General features: G+C 47.5%; 16 protein-coding genes. 6 read left to right on the forward strand and 10 right to left on the reverse strand.

The window, feature by feature from the left end; genetic code table 11:
- Positions 1–156: 156 nt before the first annotated feature.
- The 6 genes from BUA17_RS16015 to BUA17_RS16040 all read right to left on the reverse strand — a co-directional run bounded on the left by BUA17_RS16015 (position 157) and on the right by BUA17_RS16040 (position 5,855).
- Positions 157–1,293, reverse strand: coding sequence for a sensor histidine kinase (locus tag BUA17_RS16015; protein WP_072734244.1), 1,137 nt, complete (start codon positions 1,291–1,293; stop codon positions 157–159).
- Positions 1,294–1,347: 54 nt separating this feature from the next.
- Positions 1,348–2,082, reverse strand: a complete 735-nt coding sequence (locus tag BUA17_RS16020) for a response regulator transcription factor (protein ID WP_170867859.1) — start codon at positions 2,080–2,082, stop codon at positions 1,348–1,350.
- Between the two features lie 324 nt (positions 2,083–2,406).
- Positions 2,407–2,865: a DinB family protein gene (locus BUA17_RS16025; RefSeq protein ID WP_079695331.1), complete on the reverse strand. Its 459-nt coding sequence runs from the start codon at positions 2,863–2,865 to the stop codon at positions 2,407–2,409.
- A 184-nt stretch (positions 2,866–3,049) separates the two neighbouring features.
- Positions 3,050–3,994 (reverse strand): DUF1963 domain-containing protein, encoded by a 945-nt coding sequence (locus BUA17_RS16030; RefSeq protein ID WP_072734245.1) that lies wholly within the window; start codon positions 3,992–3,994, stop codon positions 3,050–3,052.
- Positions 3,995–4,149: 155 nt separating this feature from the next.
- Positions 4,150–5,439, reverse strand: coding sequence for an ammonium transporter (locus BUA17_RS16035; RefSeq protein ID WP_072734246.1), 1,290 nt, complete (start codon positions 5,437–5,439; stop codon positions 4,150–4,152).
- A 2-nt stretch (positions 5,440–5,441) separates the two neighbouring features.
- Positions 5,442–5,855, reverse strand: a complete 414-nt coding sequence (locus tag BUA17_RS16040; protein WP_063564360.1) for a hypothetical protein — start codon at positions 5,853–5,855, stop codon at positions 5,442–5,444.
- A gap of 282 nt (positions 5,856–6,137) precedes the next feature.
- Between BUA17_RS16040 and BUA17_RS16045 the strand changes: the two genes are divergently transcribed.
- Positions 6,138–6,638 (forward strand): DinB family protein, encoded by a 501-nt coding sequence (locus BUA17_RS16045; protein WP_072734247.1) that lies wholly within the window; start codon positions 6,138–6,140, stop codon positions 6,636–6,638.
- 87 nt (positions 6,639–6,725) lie between these two features.
- On the opposite strand, the gene BUA17_RS16050 is transcribed toward BUA17_RS16045, so the two are convergent.
- Positions 6,726–7,229 (reverse strand): GNAT family N-acetyltransferase, encoded by a 504-nt coding sequence (locus BUA17_RS16050; protein ID WP_063564362.1) that lies wholly within the window; start codon positions 7,227–7,229, stop codon positions 6,726–6,728.
- Between the two features lie 100 nt (positions 7,230–7,329).
- Positions 7,330–8,478 carry a M23 family metallopeptidase gene (locus tag BUA17_RS16055; RefSeq protein WP_083584735.1) on the reverse strand — a complete coding sequence of 383 codons (1,149 nt, stop codon included), beginning with the start codon at positions 8,476–8,478 and terminating at the stop codon, positions 7,330–7,332.
- A 217-nt stretch (positions 8,479–8,695) separates the two neighbouring features.
- On the opposite strand from BUA17_RS16055, the gene BUA17_RS16060 reads away from it, so the two are divergent.
- The 3 genes from BUA17_RS16060 to thrS all read left to right on the forward strand — a co-directional run bounded on the left by BUA17_RS16060 (position 8,696) and on the right by thrS (position 13,675).
- Positions 8,696–9,463, forward strand: coding sequence for a response regulator transcription factor (locus tag BUA17_RS16060; RefSeq protein WP_072734248.1), 768 nt, complete (start codon positions 8,696–8,698; stop codon positions 9,461–9,463).
- Positions 9,460–11,220 carry a sensor histidine kinase gene (locus BUA17_RS16065; protein WP_072734249.1) on the forward strand — a complete coding sequence of 587 codons (1,761 nt, stop codon included), beginning with the start codon at positions 9,460–9,462 and terminating at the stop codon, positions 11,218–11,220. The genes BUA17_RS16060 and BUA17_RS16065 overlap by 4 nt, the downstream gene beginning before the upstream one ends.
- Before the next feature lie 475 nt (positions 11,221–11,695).
- Positions 11,696–13,675, forward strand: a complete 1,980-nt coding sequence (gene thrS / locus BUA17_RS16070; RefSeq protein ID WP_244552162.1) for a threonine--tRNA ligase — start codon at positions 11,696–11,698, stop codon at positions 13,673–13,675.
- 116 nt (positions 13,676–13,791) lie between these two features.
- On the opposite strand, the gene BUA17_RS16075 is transcribed toward thrS, so the two are convergent.
- Positions 13,792–14,655, reverse strand: coding sequence for an SDR family oxidoreductase (locus BUA17_RS16075; RefSeq protein WP_063564365.1), 864 nt, complete (start codon positions 14,653–14,655; stop codon positions 13,792–13,794).
- A 129-nt stretch (positions 14,656–14,784) separates the two neighbouring features.
- Between BUA17_RS16075 and BUA17_RS16080 the strand changes: the two genes are divergently transcribed.
- The gene (locus BUA17_RS16080; protein WP_063564366.1) at positions 14,785–15,330 is read left to right on the forward strand and encodes a hypothetical protein; all 546 of its coding nucleotides are present in this window, start codon (positions 14,785–14,787) and stop codon (positions 15,328–15,330) included.
- Between the two features lie 67 nt (positions 15,331–15,397).
- On the forward strand, positions 15,398–16,129 hold the full coding sequence (locus tag BUA17_RS16085; protein ID WP_072734250.1) for an MBL fold metallo-hydrolase: 732 nt from the start codon (positions 15,398–15,400) through the stop codon (positions 16,127–16,129).
- Between the two features lie 102 nt (positions 16,130–16,231).
- On the opposite strand, the gene BUA17_RS16090 is transcribed toward BUA17_RS16085, so the two are convergent.
- Positions 16,232–17,440, reverse strand: a complete 1,209-nt coding sequence (locus BUA17_RS16090) for a PQQ-dependent sugar dehydrogenase (protein WP_072734251.1) — start codon at positions 17,438–17,440, stop codon at positions 16,232–16,234.
- Positions 17,441–17,506: the final 66 nt, after the last annotated feature.

Below are 17,506 nucleotides of genomic sequence, written 5' to 3' on the forward strand. Positions count from 1 at the left end.
CCTCAATTTTGCAGTTCATGTGTACGATTGAGGTTAAGAATACCGAATATTTCTTAAGGAGGAAGTGGGTAACTTCTTATCATTTTCTTAATTCAGCATCTAGCATAGATGCTGAATCAAGCAAACTCTCTTATATAAGAAGAGGATTCTGCCAGGTTACCGTTCCTCTGTATCTCTGTTCATCGGAGGAGCAGTCACCGGAAAACGCGTAACAAAATCGGTCCGGCCCTGTTCACTGTAGGCAGTGATACTCCCGCGATGTAATTCAATCATGGATTTGGCAATAGCCAGCCCCAGTCCGGTGCCGCCTGTGTCGCGAGAGCGGGATTTGTCCACCCGGTAGAATCGATCGAATAAGTGCGGCAAATCCTGCGCCGGAATGGGTTCACCATAATTGCTAATGCGCACCACAGCTTCTTCACCTTCAAGAGACAACGCAATCTCCATCACTTTACCCTGTGCCCCATAACGGATCGCGTTACTGAACAAGTTCTCATACGCACGAACAAGCTCGCCAGGAGCGGCCTGAATCCATAAAGGTTCTTGTCCACCAATGATCTTGTATGTCATGCCCGCTTCTTCCAGCATCGGAGCGAACTCCTCCGCAAGCTGCATCAGGAATGGATTCAGGTTCAAGGAAGTCAATGACAAGGGTAAGCTACCACCACTGACACGGGTATATTCGAACAAATCGTCGATCAGCTTCCTCAATGTTAAGGATTTCTCGTACGCAATACTCACGTAATAGCGCATCTCAATTTCATCCTGGTACCGATCCTTCTCTATGTATTCCAAAAATCCGAGAATGGAGGTCAGCGGCGTCCTCAAATCATGAGAAATGCCTGTAATCAATTCATTTTTGGCAGCAACTGCGCTGCGCTCCTCCTGCAATGACAGCTGCAATTGTTCAGCCATCTGATTAACACTGGCAGCCACAACGCCAAATTCATCCGATGTCTTCACTTCGATCCGATGAGACAGCTCCCCTTTGGCAACTTCCTGAATTCCCGCCGTAATCTCGTCCAGAACCAGCATCACCCTGCGCGTGAACAGGAAAAAGAACAGCACAAAGCCAAGTATGCCAACCATAATCATTAATGGCACCGACCCAATATGGTTCACCAGCCACCTGATGCCCCTTGCAGGGATCGAATAATTAGGATAGGTCTGAGCCGCCAGAATGGAGTGTACAACTTTGCTGCCCCCATACAAAATAGCCGCCGTCAAAATGCCACTCAGCAGAAATGCGTAGATAAATTTCCACCGGACTGTGTTAATTAATTTTGAATTCATTTCGGAACTCCTTGCTCACGCTCTGTATCCAATTAACCTCATAGACGCACGTGCTTATTGTGGTTTGATCATCTTATAACCAACACCCCATACCGTCTGTATGAACTTGGGATGTTTGCTGTCGAGTTCGATTTTCTCACGAATCTTACGGATATGCACCATGACAGTGTTGTTGGACTCCATAAACTCCTCTTTCCAGACCTGCCTGTAGATCTGCTCCATACTCAGCACAGAGCCTTGATGGCGTGCCAGCAGCTCCAGAACGGCAAATTCACGGGGAGTCAAGCGAACAGGCTGCTCATCCACCCAGACCTCATGCGTATCGGTGTTGATGACCAGATCGTCAATCACCCACTCATGCTCCTTGCTTTCCCGGCCCTCATTGAAGGTATGGTACCTGCGAAGCTGTGACTTTGCCCGTGCCACAAGTTCAAGCGGGTTAAACGGCTTGGTCACATAATCATCAGCACCGATGCTCAGCCCTGTGATTTTATCCATATCCATGCTTTTGGCGGACAGCATAATGATCGGCATTTTCTGCTCTTCCCTAATTTTCATACATGCTTCAATTCCGTCCATATTCGGCATCATGACATCCAGAATGATCAGATCAATTGGCTTTTTCTTCAATTGCTCAAGCGCCTCGATCCCATCACTGGCTGTCAGAACCCGGTATCCTTCATTGCCAAAATAAATCTCCATCAGTTTAATAATATCCTGCTCATCATCCACAAGCAGAATGGTTGCTGGCTGTGCCACGGCATTATTCCTTTCCATTCCTTGAATCATTGCTTGATCAAAGTATACCACTAGGAAATGAATCTGCGAAAATCATCGCCCTCGGAAAGAAGCAAAAACGTTGGATTTCCGGTAAACTGAGTACCCTCAATAATGGAAACGATTATGGAAACCCGATGCAGCTTCTGAATAGGTTCCTCTCTCTCTCATCAGTAGTATTGTTTTCTTCCATTTCGCAATCTCTATTATTAACATATAGTATCGTCGATCTAATCCTTGCTTAACCGTTGCTTGTTCCGGATAACATGTTCTATGTATTCTATTAAATCTTGCTCTATATTTAGGCAGAACCTCACATTATGGACCTGGATCTATCTATTCAAACAACGCTACTTTGGGCTCTATACCAGTCAGTGTCAGCATCGTATGCAGTTGACCCCTGTGGTGATACACATGTCCCATGATCTCAAGCAGCCACTCCAGACGACTGTACGAAGCTCCCCAATAGGAGTCAGTCACCTGTAATAATTCCTCTGTATTAAACTGTCTATATCGATGATAGAGGTACATCTGATTCGCAATCAGCGCTTCTTTGATCTCACTCAGTGAATTCGGCTGATTTTCCTCGTAAAACAAAGCCATTTCTTCTTCGGAAGCTCCCTCCGAAATATGTACATCTGCACGACAAATGACGGATAGATGAGAAAGCAATTCTCCGACCGGCCGTTTGCCCTCAATCGGAGTCAAAGCCAAGTCTTGCTCCGACAGTTGGTCACATAAATGGATTAATGATGTCACTGCCACATCAATATGTTTAAATGCAGACTGAATCAACAGAAACACTCCCTTTTTATCCCATTATATAGAACGTATGATCGCTAATCAACCATAAATTCCCCCTTTATATATAAACCAGCTTTGATCGAAAACCAACAATAATGAACAAAAAAAAGTCCCTCCTCCCCCATATAGACGGAATTTGGGACATTTTGTTGCTCCGATGATAACAAACACGAACTCAACTTGAATATAACGAACAATACGTTTGATCGAATCGTCCTGCGAACAAGTCAGCCTTACGAACGAAAAATTGCAACTCCCCACAATCCCACCATTGAAAACCGATAGCGTCATGCGTATCAATTTTTAATAGAAGCAAGGTATCCGCAAGCTCTTGTTGTGTCCGTTTCTCATCCCCGCCATAATGTTCAGTCAGCTTCCTCTCACACGCCTGCTCGTCATAAGTATACTCTTCACCAAGTACGATCTGTAACAGCGCCTGGTGTTCGGCATCCGGATGCTGACCGTCAGGGTATCCAAACATGCCACCCCAGTTCTGCGTACTCGGATGATTCCAGCTGGACTCAAATTCCAGGTATCGGTCATATAGACCTTCCTCCCCTTCGACAGCTACCGTTCCACCAGACAGCGGGGCGGCGATTGCATTCAGAGCCAGAGAATCAATGTATGCATATGTAGGAAACTCGAGATTAGGCAGCACTGTTACCGAATGTGCTACAAAATCGTCCTTACCCAGCGCGGTTTCGCCATCAGGCTCTCGCCTTATCAGGTTATGAGCGTCCGGCTCGTAAATCACACGATGCTCAATATGATAAGCCGGTTCATCCACACCAATGAAGAAGTATAACATGCCCCGTTCGGGCAAACTCCCGCGCCCATCATTAGGCGTATATGGCGTCAAATCCACGAGATTCAACTGGGCCAGGAACGTCATGGGCACCCCGTCCTGTGTCAAAGGCCATTTCATGTTGCTCGGCAGATCCGGATTTCCACCTACACGTGAATTTCCTGTTCTGCGATACTCATCGATTGTCGATACATCAAGGCGAATTCCCCAACGGCTTGAAGATAACAGCAGATCGGCAGCATTACCCAATCCATACTCCTCAAGAGTTTTCCGGGCTTTTCTGGTCAGACGTTCACATTGTTCAGGTTTAATCATACAGATCCTCCCCTTCTGACAATACATCTATGGTGAGACATATTCAGGTTCACACCTGTATATTCTTCCGCTGAGTCTTCTTTCCCTGCTTCTTGCAAAAAAAGAGACTGACATCCGGTGTCAGTCTGCTTCCTTATTATCCAGTCGGTTCATTCTTAACGATCCCGATTCGGTGAATCATTCTGGAAAGCACGAATATGCTCCTCGCCATCCAAAAATTCATGGGACTGGTGTGCAGCCATTACACCATGATAACTAATATCCAGACCCAAATCTTCCTCTTCTTCCGTGGAACGGACAGGAACGATCTTGCCAATCAGTTTCAGACCAATCCAGGTCATGACAAATCCCCAGACGACCAAAGCCGTGAGGCCGAGCGCCTGAACACCCAGCAGCCTCCAGCCACCTCCCATGAACAAGCCACCATCGGTTGCAAACAAACCCACGGCAATCGTTCCCCACATTCCGGATACAGCATGAACAGGGAACGCACCCACCGGGTCATCAATCTGCCTGCGGTCCAGCCAATTCGTTGCAGCCATCATGAGTAATCCAGATACCGCCCCGATGAATATCGCAGCTACATCACCGACAAAAGCACACCCCGCCGTAATACCGACCAGACCGGCCAGCGAGCCATTAATGACCGATGGTGCGTCTGAACGATTGAATCGGAACAAGGTGTAGAGCAGTGTAGCCGCACCGCCCGAAGCAGCAGATAACATCGTAACGATGGCAATGTGACCGATCCTTACATCAGTTGCGCTGAGCGTACTTCCAGCATTGAAGCCAAACCAGCCGAACCACAGCAGAAATGCGCCTACAGATGCCAGCGGCAGATTGCTCGGAAGCGCAATGGCACTCACGCCAAGCGGTGTGTATTTACCTTTACGCGGCCCAATAATAATCGCTGCAGCCAGTGCAGAGAACCCGCCCAACGCGTGAATGACTGCAGAACCGGCAAAATCCTGCATCCCCAGCTTGCTGAGCCAACCGCCGCCCCATGCCCAGTGTCCACCAATCGGATAAATAATGGCCGTCATCAATATGATGTACAGCAGATAGGCACGAAAGTTAATCCGTTCAGCCACAGCGCCCGATACGATGGAAATGACGGCAATGGTGAACGCGGCCTGGAACAGCCAGAATGTTTCCAATGAAACGGGTACATCCAGGTGAGACAAGTCTCCATTGAGGAAAAATCCGGTTATGCCTACAAAACCTCCGGCATCAGAGCCATACATCAAGCCAAATCCGATGGCATAGAAAAGCAACGTTCCAATCGTAATGTCAGCAAAAACCTTCATAATAATATTTACGCTATTTTTATAACGTACAAAGCCAGCCTCCAGCAGAGCGAATCCGCCCTCCATCAACAAAATCATGGCTGCACTCAGTACGACCCAGACCGTATCCATCCCGGAGCTTAACGTCTCCAAAGTCATGCTTATACATCCTCCGTTTCCCTAAGCTGTCTAATCTCCCGGATCGTTTCGGGCGTAAGCTCGATTTCATCCCGTTCGATGCTGTCCGGATGCTTGATTCGTTCAGCAATGCGGTCCAGTTCTCGTATCCGCCGCCGGATTTGTTCCATTTTGCGAAAACGCTCCTTCACCTGGACCATATATTCCACCGCCTGGTGATGGGATGCAGGGCGGCCTGCGAACCATTTGCGTACAGTCGACAAGGACTGATAAGCCACTTCTTCCGCACGTTTTTTTTGTTCGAATTGTTCAATTTTATGTTTAAGCGTTTCGATCTCATTTTCTTTTTTGACCTTGAGCTGTTGGATAAGGTACAATAAATCGGACGATGATATTTGCAATGCTGTATGGTGATACACCTCGTCAATTACTAACATATCATGTCAGGACTCCTTACATATCAAGTTACTTGTTATCGATTATAGAGTCCACCACTACTTAGCGTCAATCCTTTTTTGGCGATGGCATGATTTCATATGACCCATTTATAAAAAAAAGCTTCATTCTCATGCACAAAACTTCAACTAACAAAGTAATTCAAACACATCTTCGCATTCACCTTTCATATCCTCTATGATGTGTATTAAGCATCCACATTTTAGGCACTACACTTACACAAGCTGACATCATAGAACTCATTTAAAGGAGAGGATCGCACGATGTTCACTCGTAATGACGACATTCGGAGCCAAATCTGGGAAGCCGTCTCTGGACTCACTGAAGAGCAATTGAACCTCCAACCCACACCTGACCACTGGAGTATTATGCAAGTTCTCCGTCACCTGAATTTGATGGAAAACATCATTGTGAAGCAAGCCCGCACCGCGCTAATGAAGGAACAGACCGTTTCTGTGGACAAAAAACCATATGAGCTTACATTGGATCGCAGCCGCTCTGTTAGCGCCCCATCTCATCTCCAGCCTCCTGCGGAACCGGAAACGCTGGCGAATGTACGCCACGACCTGGAAGACTCCCATCAAGCGTTGATGCATCTCGCACAAGATCATGAGGCTGAACTGCTGCGAAGCAAGTCCTTTCTTCACCCGGTTTTCGGTGAGATGGATCTGGCTCAGTGGGTCGATTTTGCAAGCTATCATGAAGAGCGTCATCTGGCACAGATTCAGGATATTAAACAAAGGCTTGGCGTGTCGCACACCTAAGTCATCCCCTATTTACTCGATGTAAGCAAAAATAACCTCCAATCCACGCATTGTGGATCTGGAGGTTTTCATTTATTTTGAAACATGCTATATTTTTTTGCCCAAAATCGCCAAATCCCGGTTGACACCATCCAGCACAGCCACTTCAGGGTAATAGCCCCACTGTTCAAAGCCATGCTTGCGTAATAACCCCAGACTCGGTTCATTATGTCCAAACACAAATCCCAGAATCGTCTTGATTCCAAGCGCAGGACAAGCGTCAAAAATGGTGTTCAGCAAACGTCCGCCAGCCCCAATTCCCCGGCACTGCTGATCCACATACACACTGACTTCCACCGTCCCATTGTACGCAGGTCGTCCATAAAATGAACCCAGGCTAGCCCAGGCTACAACCTGTCCCTCAAGTCTCATCACCCAGAGTGGGCGATGATCGGAAGAATGCTCCTCAAACCACGGAATACGTTGCTCGACGGTCACCGGCTCCAAATCCGCCGTCACCATTCGGCTCTCAATCGTAGAATTATAGATCTCCACAATCCTTGGTAAGTCCTCACGACTCGCATACTCAATCTGTACACTATCCAGCTTCATGTCTACTCCTCCATCATCCAGATCGATTCTATCTTATGACGGTATTATAACGGAGGAATGAAGTCGACGTCATCCCCCAACATTCAGCTCAAATCCATATTTACTCAGACAACCCTTGAATCGTGTTACCCCGGGTTAACTGCTGGCTCTGATCCGCCCAACGAATGTTAACAGAACGGGAAGTGAATAGATCCGGGCCGTCCGATACCTGGAAGTGCAGATGAGCTTCACTGGAATTACCTGAGTTACCCAGCTCTCCAATGAGGTCTCCCTGCTTGACTTTATCCCCTTTTTTGACGGCCACACTGCCTTCCTTAATGTGCCCGGTGATGCTGTATTCTCCGTATCCATGGTCAATGACCACATTATTACCCGCTGGTTCTTCCGGGTTCATAACACCTGGTATATTATCTGGAATATCATTCTTGATATCGACTACGGTTCCGTCCGCAGCTGCATAGAGCGGCTCACCAAAAGCGTAGTAGTTTTCGTTCACCTTTGCATCTCCGTTGTAACTGAAAGCTGCTTTGGTGCGAATGATATCTAGCGCATAGCGCTGTGTTTCATGCTCGTAATGATAGTTTGACATCACATCATTGCCTCCCCAGAACACATACCATTCACCCTTCATTGGGAATTGAAATTCTGTTTTGGTGAATGTTTGATCCGTATCTTCATGGGGTTCCAGTGGTTGGATTAACAGCCCTTCAATCTGATTTGCTTCGGTAAAATAGGCTTGAATTCCTTTGTCTCCTGTTTGATCCTTCCAGGCGAGCTCAGTTAAATGATTCACTTTGGCATTCACCACTAGATCAAAGGAAGTTACGCCCTCAAGGAATTGATCCGCAGACGATTTAAACTGTTCAAGCGTTAGTGCTTCCTTCAACTCGGGACTCATCTGACTGTAGATGGCATCCTTGGAACCGTTCATTAACGTATCGATGAAATTGTCGGGTGTAATGATGGCGCTCACCTCTATACCTGAATTCTCTGCCTGATGGGTACTCTCACTCGCTTCATTGGCATTTGTCGTCCGTTCCTTGGACTGCTGCTCCGCCTGCTCGGATGTAATCGAGTTACTGTTACCGCAGGCAGACAACATCAAGCAGGCTCCAAGGGCAATGGCAAGCAACTTCCAGCTCTTTTTGCTCTGTAACTTCTCATGTGCAGCATATCCTGATTTCGGAAGACTTCCCCCGCCATTTAAGTGATTCGCACGAATTTTAGATCCTTCTTTTAAACTGTTCATTCTCTACATCCCTTCTGTGTTCGTTATACTTTCCTGTTAAGTGTACAGAATGAATCTTATCCTTCGTCTAACCCATCCTTACATGTAGTTAAACTGTAGCGTCTTCTATGGCTTCATAATTAAGATTCCGTTAAGATAGCTCACACACTACATAGTCCTTTCGGATGGTATGATTAGCAATAAACAAACAGGAATCCCTAGGAGGTCATTTCACATCATGGATCACGTCTCCATACTGCTAGTTGATGATGAACAAGCCATTTTACATATGCTCAAAACCGTCCTGCTCAAAGAGCAATTTGTAGACATCGACACCGTTACCACTGGAGAAGAGGCGATTACCGCCTGCGAAAATAAAACCTATCACTGTATCGTGCTGGACATCATGCTGCCTGGCAAAAGCGGACTGGAGATCTGTCCCTTCCTGCGGCAGGTGACCGATGCACCGATTCTTTTTCTGACCGCCAAAACAACGGATTATGACAAGTTAACCGGATTCGCCGTTGGCGGCGATGATTATGTCGTTAAACCATTTAATCCACTGGAAGTGGTCGCCCGGATCAAATCACTGCTGAAACGTTATTTACCTACCAAAATGGCGGCGACTACAACGGCGTCTCCACCCTCTTCTGACGTAACTTCGTCATCTCCTGCCGTGCAGGAAGGGGTATATGATTTTGGTCGTTTTCAAGTATTTGAACACGCCGGTGAACTTCAGGTTGAAGGACAACCTGTAACCTGTCCGGCTCTTGTCTACCAGCTGCTGCTCTTTTTCTGCAAGCATCCAAATCGTATTTTCACCAAATCGGAATTGTATGAGCGTGTATGGGGTTCGGAAGCCATCAGCGATGACAACACCGTTATGGTTCATATTCACCGTATCCGTGAGCGGATTGAAGCTGACCCCTCTAACCCTGCGTTTCTCGTCAATGTTCGGGGACTGGGGTACAAACTCATTCAGCCTAACCAAGTGTCACGCGCATGAGTATTCGTCGCAGATTAATGACCCGGTTTATCGGTATGCTTGCTGGCGCAGTAGTTCTTATCATCCTGTTGGGTTCTGCAGCCACCTATTGGGTTGTTCAAAAGGTAAATGAAGTAAGCCTGGTGGACGACTTCGCTACCAGTGGTCTTGACCAACTGATTAATACCGCAGAAATCATGCCCGATGGGACGGTCCGCTATGATCCCAGGCTGCTGAAGCAGGTCGAGAAAAATCAGGGATGGCTTCAAGTTGTGGATGAAAAAGGCTACGTCATTGATGATTTTAATACACCGGATGACGTTCCGAAGCAATACAAGCCTGGAGAGCTGATCGCATACTGGGAGGCCAAGAAGCCGTTCCCATACCAGATCGTCATGCTGATTCGGGAGAAAAACGGCGAGATGTTCACCTTGCTGTACGGCGAACGCAATCAGACCAAATCCTTACTCGATCAAGCCCGGGAGGACAGTCATTACACCGATGGAGAGCTTATGCTGCGCCCCAAACAAGAGGATGCCATCCGTTCCAAAGGTGCGTATCTGCAAATTTTGGATGCCTATGGTCAAGAGCTGGCTTCTTATAATAAACCTGCCATGGGCGTCCCTAACAGTTACAACATACAGGAACTGGCTTTGCGTATTCGATATCCCAATCGATATGGGATATCGATCGCAACCTTTTACGATGAACAGAATGGCACGACCTGGATGCTGAGTATACCTGTCGATCCAACTGCTACAGGGGATGAAAATCCCTATAACTTCATTTTGACCCCAGTGCTCATCGTGCTGATCCTATCCGTTGTGATTTTGCTAATTCTGCTGGCCTTATGGTACGCCAATCGTTTCGGTTCCCCCATGCTGCATATGCTCCAATGGCTCCAACGACTAGAACAAGGACATTATGAAGAACCCAAAGGCATTGGCGGCATACCTCGCAGTCAGCGACGAAATGGCAAATGGAAACGGAAATACCACGTGTATGCCGAAGTGCTTCGCTCCATGCAGGCATTATCCGCAACATTGAAACAAGATGAAGAGCTTCGTAAACAGACCGAAGCTCTGCGTGAGGAATGGATCGCCGGAATAACGCATGATCTCAAGACACCGCTATCCTCCATCCAGGGATACGCCCATATGCTTGAAGCACAGAAATATAGCTGGTCCGCGGAAGAAGTAAGAGAATTTGCGGGCATTATGCTGGATAAATCCATGTATATGGACCGACTTGTGAATGACCTTGCCATGACGTACCGATTGCGAAGCGGTGGATACCAGCCACCTGTGGAAGAAACTGACGTAAATACGCTACTTCATGATCTCGTCCAGCGTGCAGAACGCAACCCGGTATATGGCGAGGGACGTATTGTTTTCCGGCCTGCGAAAGTTCCGGTATACGGCCATGTGCATATTCCTTCGTTTGAACGCATTGTGGATAATCTGACCGCTAATGCCCTTCTGCATAATCCAGCGGAGTCAACTCTGACCGTTAGTGTGCATCCGGGTAAGCAGAAAGGTGAGTTCAGTGTTCATTTTGCCGATGACGGTCAAGGAATGGACCCGGAACTGGTCTGGAGGCTGTTTGAACGATATTACCGAGGGACCGATACAGGTACGTCCGATGTCGGATCAGGCCTTGGCATGGCGGTTACGAAAGGGTTAATTGAAGCGATGAAGGGTCGTATTGAAGTGCAATCGACTTCTGGTGAAGGTACTGTCATTCGATTAATATGGGATGGACAATCAGAACATGGGTAAAAAACATTCCGCTTGACCTTTTCATTTTCAATCTATATAATCGACACTCAATAACACCTGTTCCAATATATTGATATGGACTTCAACGATATAAGATCAATTTAATTGATATCGATTTTGCATATTTGGCGATGACCAGAGACAAGATTCCGTTTGCGTGCTGCCCAGAGAGAGAAGGGATTGGTGAAACCTTCTTCAGCGAACGGACCGGAATTACCCCTCTGCAGCCGTGACCTCGAACTTCAGCTTTTCGGTCTTCTTCATGAATTCCCGACAAAGCTGTCAGTAGAGTTCACCGCCTGATCCCCGATAACGGATTCCAATGAGGGTTATGATGTTCTTGCTTGCGGCGGCTGGTCGTGTTCAGGAGCATTCATAACCAAATTAGGGTGGAACCACGAGCTGAGCGCACTCGTCCCTTTTCCGGGACGGGTGTTTTTTGCGCTTCAAATTTGAATATTGGAGAGTGGTTCACATGAGTAATCCGAATAAAAACAGCCAATCCAGCAACCAACCGAAGAATGATCAACAGCAACCCGGGCATCCGATTGAAATTCGCCTGCAAGGCGGAGCTGTACGTTCTTACAACGCAGGCATCACTGTAGGAGCGGTCGCCTCATCCATCAGCACAAGTCTGGGCAAACAAGCCATCGGCGGAATCGTAAATGGTAAGAATGTCGATCTCGACTGGGAGCTTGAGCAAGATTGCGAACTCGTCATCGTTACTTTGGACAGCGCGGAAGGTCTGTATCGTTACCGACACAGTACAGCTCATGTACTCGCGCAGGCTCTCAAACGCATCTACGGTGCGGAACAAGTGAAGCTGGGCATCGGACCTGTCATTGAAGATGGATTCTATTACGATGTTGATCTGGAGCATGCTCTATCCATCAGTGATTTGGCTGCCATTGAGCAAGAAATGAACAAAATCATAAAAGAAAATGAAAAGATTAGCCGCCGGGTAGTTAGCCGGGAGGACGCACTTCGCATCTTTGGAGAGATTCAGGACCCGTATAAGCTTGAACTCATTCAGGATTTACCAGAGGACGCTGAGCTTTCGATTTATGACCAAGGAGAATTTTTCGACCTCTGTCGAGGCCCACATCTTCCGTCCACTGGTCGGATCAAAGCATTCAAACTGCTGAATGTGGCTGGTGCATACTGGCGCGGCAACTCGGATAATAAAATGCTGCAACGCATCTACGGCACTGCTTTCCCGAGCAAAGCCCAATTGGATGAACATCTGTACATGCTGGAAGAAGCGAAAAAACGAGATCACCGCAAACTGGGCAAAGAGCTTGAATTGTTCATGTTCTCCGAAGAAGCACCCGGTATGCCGTTCTATCTGCCCAAAGGCATGACTCTGCGTACAGAACTGGAGCAATTCTCCCGTGAATTGCAACTACAGGAAGGCTATCAGGAAGTTCGCACTCCCCTCATGATGAACAACCGTCTGTGGGAGCAATCCGGTCACTGGGAGCATTACAAGGACAATATGTATTTCTCGGAAGTGGACGATGCCACTTTTGCCATGAAACCTATGAACTGCCCGGGACACATGCTGATTTTCAAAAATACACTCCATTCCTATCGTGAGCTGCCTATTCGTATGATGGAATTCGGTCAGGTCCACCGCCACGAATTCTCAGGCGCTCTGAACGGCATGATGCGGGTGCGGACTTTCTGTCAGGATGATGCCCATCTCTATGTGATGCCAGAGCAGATCGAGGAAGAGATTAACCAGGCGATTTCATTGATCGGACGCATGTACGACATCTTTGGATTCGAATACAACATTGAGTTGTCCACTCGTCCGGACGATTCCATGGGATCGGAAGAGCTGTGGGATCAAGCAGAAAGCGCATTGCAAAATGTACTCGATCGGCGCGGTGTGAAATACCGCATTAACGAGGGTGATGGTGCCTTTTACGGTCCGAAAATTGACTTCCACATTCTCGATGCACTGAAGCGCAGCTGGCAGTGCGGAACAATTCAGCTCGATTTCCAAATGCCCGAGAAATTCGATCTCACTTATATTGGCGAGGATAGCCTGAAACACCGTCCTGTCGTGATCCACCGTGCCATCTATGGTTCAATTGATCGTTTCATCGGCATCCTGACTGAACATTATGCAGGTGCGTTTCCGCTCTGGCTCGCGCCCGTGCAAGTGAAGCTGCTGCCAGTGTCAGATCATTACGCAGATTATGCGCTTCAAGTTCAGAGCCAGCTGCGGGCTGCCGGTATTCGAGTAGAAACAGACTTGCGCAGTGAGAAGCTAGGCTACAAAATCCGTGAAGCTCAGATGGAGAAAGTGCCTTACTCGCTTGTACTGGGGGAAAATGAGAAAAATGCCTTATCAGCCTCTGTCCGTGCATACGGTCAGGGCGATCAAGGCATTCAGCGCATTGAAGCATTTATTGAGCTGATTCAGCAAGCTGTGAAGGCCAAAGCCTAAGCGCTTAATCAGGAATGGGCTGAAACTTAACGTTAGAGGCAGCCGTTATTATGGAAAACGGTTGCCTCTAATTCTGTTCCAAGAATGTTTCCCCTTTTGCTTCGAGCGGCCAACAATTACAACTTTTCTTCTGGTCTAAGTCCGACTTGCTCTTCGCTCCATGTCCAGAAACGCTCAGCAGCTGCGACATCCAGCGCATGGGCTTTCAATTCCTGGTCCTTTTGTTGATAGAAGTAACGCCCGGTTACGCCGGCGACTTCAGGGCTTGTGGCGAGATAGATGGCCGTTTGTGCCCCTTCTTCAGGTGAAAGGAAAAACGGCAGCTTGCCCACCAAAGCCATAATGCGTGTGCCAAACCCAGTATTGCGGTCTACGCCAATACTTGTACCAACCGCACCGGGATGAAGGCAGTTGACCGTGATCCGGGTTTCCGCCAATTTGCGGGCCAGAACACGGGTGAACAACACGTTAGCCAGCTTCGATTGAGCGTAACTTTTGATTGGATTGAAGCCTTTATGCAGATGGGGATCTTCGAAATGTATTTTGCCGGCTTTGTAGGCACCAGACGAAACATTCACTATACGCCCCTGCTTCGCAGACTTCAACGGTTCGATCAGGAGTAAGGTAAGCAGGAAATGTCCAAGATGGTTAATACCGATAGCTTGCTCGAAACCATCGGAGGTTTCTTGGCGCTTCAACATGACGACACCCGCATTATTAACGAGAACGTCAAGTGTGTCGTAACGCTCACGGAAGGACTGGGCAAAATGACGGATGCTTTCCAGTGACCCCAGGTCACACAGCATCAATTCAATCGCAGTAGAGCCAGACTGACGCAGAGCCTCCTCCAGTGCCTGCTGTCCGCGCTTCTCGCTGCGGCACGCCATAATCACGTGATACCCTTGCCTTGCAAGTTCAATGGTGGTTGCCAGACCCATGCCTGAATTGGCTCCCGTAACAATGGCTGTTGGAATGGACATCAGGTACTTCCCTTCTGAACCAGAGGTTCTTCATATTTTGGAACTCTCGTCTTCTTGTTTTTTTAGCACTACTGACGTCAATATGAGATAATTGAAAGAACACATATTGGTCTTATAGGGAGGATACGTATGCTAACCAAAGAAGACTTCAAGAAACTGAAAAAAGAAGCGAAACTTGAGATTGCACTCATCGAACAGGAAGTTCAAAATCTCCAGCAAAAGATAGACTCATCCCTGTATGAAAAAGATAAACTGTGGAACGATGAAGAGATTGGTGAGCTTACCCAAAAACGGAAAGAGCGAAAATATAGTTCATGGACGATTGAATTATGCACGATTATTGAAGACCTGCTAAATCAACTATACCAGCAAACGTATCAAAAAAAATTTAATTCGATCCAGTTGATGAAAACTCCTGCATACCGCTCATTATCCAATATCGAGATCCTTCAGGCTGAATTGAAAAATCAGCATCTTTCCCTGAAATCGGGAGAAGAGAAATTTGAAGAAGAAATAGCCAAAGTGTTTCAACTGAGAAATAAACTTATTCACTCCAACTTCTCTTATGCTTCCATTATTAGAGAAAATCACGATGCAAAGCAAGAGTTTGAATTCATCCTGGATACGGTGAAGAAGTATAGAAAACACTTGAAATATAATCAGTCAGAGAACTGACGAATGCATGATTCAAAATGATCCTACACGACAAAGGAGGTGCCCCGGATTCGATCCGGAAACAAATATGAACAATCAACCCATGGATATTACGGTTCTAAATCTTCATATTGTCACACCTGCGGGTAAAAACCCGATCTATCCTGTTATGTTGCGCGATGAAGATGGTATTACGCTTGTGGATACAGGCATGATTGGCCAATTCGCCGAACTTCAGTCCGCACTGGAGCATGAAGGCGTTCAGCTATCTGATATCAAGCGCATTATTGTAACACATTCCGATATTGACCACATTGGTAATCTTGGTGCCCTGGTGAATGCTGTTCCCGAAGTGGAAATCTGGGCGCATAGCGATGAAATTCCGTATATCACGGGCAAAGAGCCCATGATCAAGTTCACGCCAGAACGCAAAGCGTTGCTACCTGAACCTATAGCGGAGCTGGCGGAACAATTGATCTCACAACGGACTGAGTTCAAAATATCCAAAGTGCTAGAAGATGGTGACATGCTTCCTCTACAAGGCGGCATCCAGGTCATTCATACACCAGGACACACCCCAGGACATATCTGCCTCTACTTCCGGGAGCAACAATTCCTGCTCGCTGCCGATGAATTACGTGTGGTCGATGATGAATTGGTGGGTCCTTCTCCACCCGCAACACCGGACATGCCTGAAGCACTGCGCAGCTTGAAAAGATTACTTGGCCTGAAGCTGGAGAAGGTACTTTGTTACCATGGTGGCGAGTACACCGATGAGCCGAGTCGGCGCATTGCCGAACTCGCGGAAAGTGCGGACTAATTGGTCCCTGCAACCTAAGCTATATTTACGTAAATAATGAAGCGAAGGGGCTGTCCCATACGTCATGAACATGGCGGGACAACCCCTTTTCTATTGTAAATGTTACGGTTTCGGCGTCAGAACGATCAGTTGGTCATCTCCATCGCGTGGCGATCCCCTGCCATCCCGGTTGTTCGTGAGCACGTATAACTTCCCGTCTTCTCCGGCAGTCACATTGCGAATACGTCCCCACTCGTCTTTAAAAATCGGCTCTACCTGCGTTACTTGTGTACCATCTTCGGACAGAGTAATTTTAAGCAGTTGTTCACCCCGCAGATTGGCAGCAAGCAGTGATCCGGCCCACGGACCTTCCTCTATAAAGGCTACACCCGATGGAGCCCATGTTTCATCTCCACTATGGGCAAGCGGAGCCTGATATGTGCCATTCTTATCATCGTCTCCCTCTACCTCTGGCCAGCCATAATTCTCACCAGCTTCAATCCGGTTAATTTCATCAAAATTACGCTGACCATGCTCTGTGGCATACAGATAGCCATTGTCCAGGTTCCAAGCCAGGCCCTGTGCGTTCCGATGCCCCATGCTGTACACCGGTGAATTAGGCCAAGGGTTATCTTCTGGGATCGATCCGTCGAGACCAATCCGCAATATTTTGCCACCCAAGCTTTCTTCGTTTTGGGCCAACTCCGGCTCATAGCGTTCACCTGTCGTAATATAGAGCAGATTGTCCGGGCCAATCTTGATCCGTCCTCCATTGTGATTCACCCCACCAGGAATGTCACTGAGCAGCTCCTTGTCTATGGTCGCCTTCCCATCACTTACCTTCAGGCGCAACACCCGATTGGCAATGTCACCACCACCTTCCAGATAGGAATGGTATGCATACAGATAGCCATTATTGTCAAAGTCCGGATCAGCAGCAAGTCCAAGCAGGCCACCTTCCCCTTCTTCATTAAACGGTGCAGAAAATTCAATCAGAGGTTCAGATGCCAGCTCTCCGTTCTCGATGACCTGAATGGTACCTGGTCGCTCTGTTATAAACATCCGTCCATCAGGCACGCTTACCAACTCCCAAGGTACATTGAGTCCGTCGACCAGCACGGAAGCCTCGTAAGGGATTACAGTATTTTCGTCTGTTTCCTCTTCCCCACCACTCGCACCGTTATTACCACCTTCCGCTGTCTGCCCCTGACCTGTACCCTGTCCTTGTGACGTCTGCTGCGATTCTGTCGTTGGCTCACCCGAAGCACAAGCAGTTAGCAAAGCCATACTGAGTAAAGAAGCATATAACGGAACGCTTAGTCGATTATTCATGAATACATCTCCCTTCTATTTTTGTTATATCGTGTAATCCTAGTTTCAAGGACCGTCCATTTCCAA

Origin of the sequence: Paenibacillus sp. ov031 (genome assembly GCF_900143165.1) — a bacterium.
Classification (GTDB): Bacteria; Bacillota; Bacilli; order Paenibacillales; family Paenibacillaceae; genus Paenibacillus; species Paenibacillus marchantiae.

Excerpts from the sequence above, each read along its gene's own strand:
- BUA17_RS16030 (WP_072734245.1), bottom strand. The coding sequence starts at position 3,994 with ATGATTAAACCTGAACAATGTGAACGTCTGACCAGAAAAGCCCGGAAA.
- BUA17_RS16080 (WP_063564366.1), top strand. The coding sequence starts at position 14,785 with ATGCTAACCAAAGAAGACTTCAAGAAACTGAAAAAAGAAGCGAAACTT.
- BUA17_RS16035 (WP_072734246.1), bottom strand. The coding sequence starts at position 5,439 with ATGACTTTGGAGACGTTAAGCTCCGGGATGGATACGGTCTGGGTCGTA.
- BUA17_RS16060 (WP_072734248.1), top strand. The coding sequence starts at position 8,696 with ATGGATCACGTCTCCATACTGCTAGTTGATGATGAACAAGCCATTTTA.
- BUA17_RS16075 (WP_063564365.1), bottom strand. The coding sequence starts at position 14,655 with ATGTCCATTCCAACAGCCATTGTTACGGGAGCCAATTCAGGCATGGGT.
- BUA17_RS16020 (WP_170867859.1), bottom strand. The coding sequence starts at position 2,082 with ATGATTCAAGGAATGGAAAGGAATAATGCCGTGGCACAGCCAGCAACC.
- thrS (WP_244552162.1), top strand. The coding sequence starts at position 11,696 with ATGAGTAATCCGAATAAAAACAGCCAATCCAGCAACCAACCGAAGAAT.
- BUA17_RS16015 (WP_072734244.1), bottom strand. The coding sequence starts at position 1,293 with ATGAATTCAAAATTAATTAACACAGTCCGGTGGAAATTTATCTACGCA.
- BUA17_RS16085 (WP_072734250.1), top strand. The coding sequence starts at position 15,398 with ATGAACAATCAACCCATGGATATTACGGTTCTAAATCTTCATATTGTC.
- BUA17_RS16055 (WP_083584735.1), bottom strand. The coding sequence starts at position 8,478 with ATGAACAGTTTAAAAGAAGGATCTAAAATTCGTGCGAATCACTTAAAT.
- BUA17_RS16045 (WP_072734247.1), top strand. The coding sequence starts at position 6,138 with ATGTTCACTCGTAATGACGACATTCGGAGCCAAATCTGGGAAGCCGTC.
- BUA17_RS16050 (WP_063564362.1), bottom strand. The coding sequence starts at position 7,229 with ATGAAGCTGGATAGTGTACAGATTGAGTATGCGAGTCGTGAGGACTTA.
- BUA17_RS16040 (WP_063564360.1), bottom strand. The coding sequence starts at position 5,855 with ATGTTAGTAATTGACGAGGTGTATCACCATACAGCATTGCAAATATCA.
- BUA17_RS16090 (WP_072734251.1), bottom strand. The coding sequence starts at position 17,440 with ATGAATAATCGACTAAGCGTTCCGTTATATGCTTCTTTACTCAGTATG.
- BUA17_RS16065 (WP_072734249.1), top strand. The coding sequence starts at position 9,460 with ATGAGTATTCGTCGCAGATTAATGACCCGGTTTATCGGTATGCTTGCT.